Genomic DNA, 418 nt, shown 5'->3' on the forward strand with positions numbered 1-418 from the left:
ACAGTCCGACGAGCCCCGCACCGCCGGTCAGCTTCAGCAGCGTTCGCCGGTCCGTCGTGTCCGTGGTATCTCGTGACATATGTTTCCGATAGTCCCGAGCACATTCGGCTACCTCAACCCCGGCCCGTCCATGGTCGGGACGAGCGGGACAGATCGGTGAATCAGCGGGTAGTGGCAGTGAATACATTTTATACAGAAATGTATTTTCGGAACAATTGGTCGGGTACCAATATATACCGCTTCGGATCCGCGGTGATCGTATGATACCGCCCATCGCGAGCAACTTTGTCGCCGGCGAGACGCCGGAGGCGGCGCTCGCTCACGTCGAGGGGCTTAACGACCGCGGCGTGGCCGGCATCCTGAACCTGCTCGGCGAACACTACGAGGAACGGCCCCCCGCCGACGCCGACGCCGACGC

1 pseudogene is annotated in these 418 nt (G+C 61.7%); it reads left to right on the forward strand.

The features are described 5' to 3' along the window. Positions 1 to 260: 260 nt before the first annotated feature. Positions 261 to 418: pseudogene (locus EXE44_RS18325) on the forward strand (proline dehydrogenase); the annotation flags it as partial.

The sequence above is a fragment of the Halorubrum sp. SS7 genome, assembly GCF_005435055.1.
GTDB classification, from domain to species: domain Archaea; phylum Halobacteriota; class Halobacteria; order Halobacteriales; family Haloferacaceae; genus Halorubrum; species Halorubrum salinarum.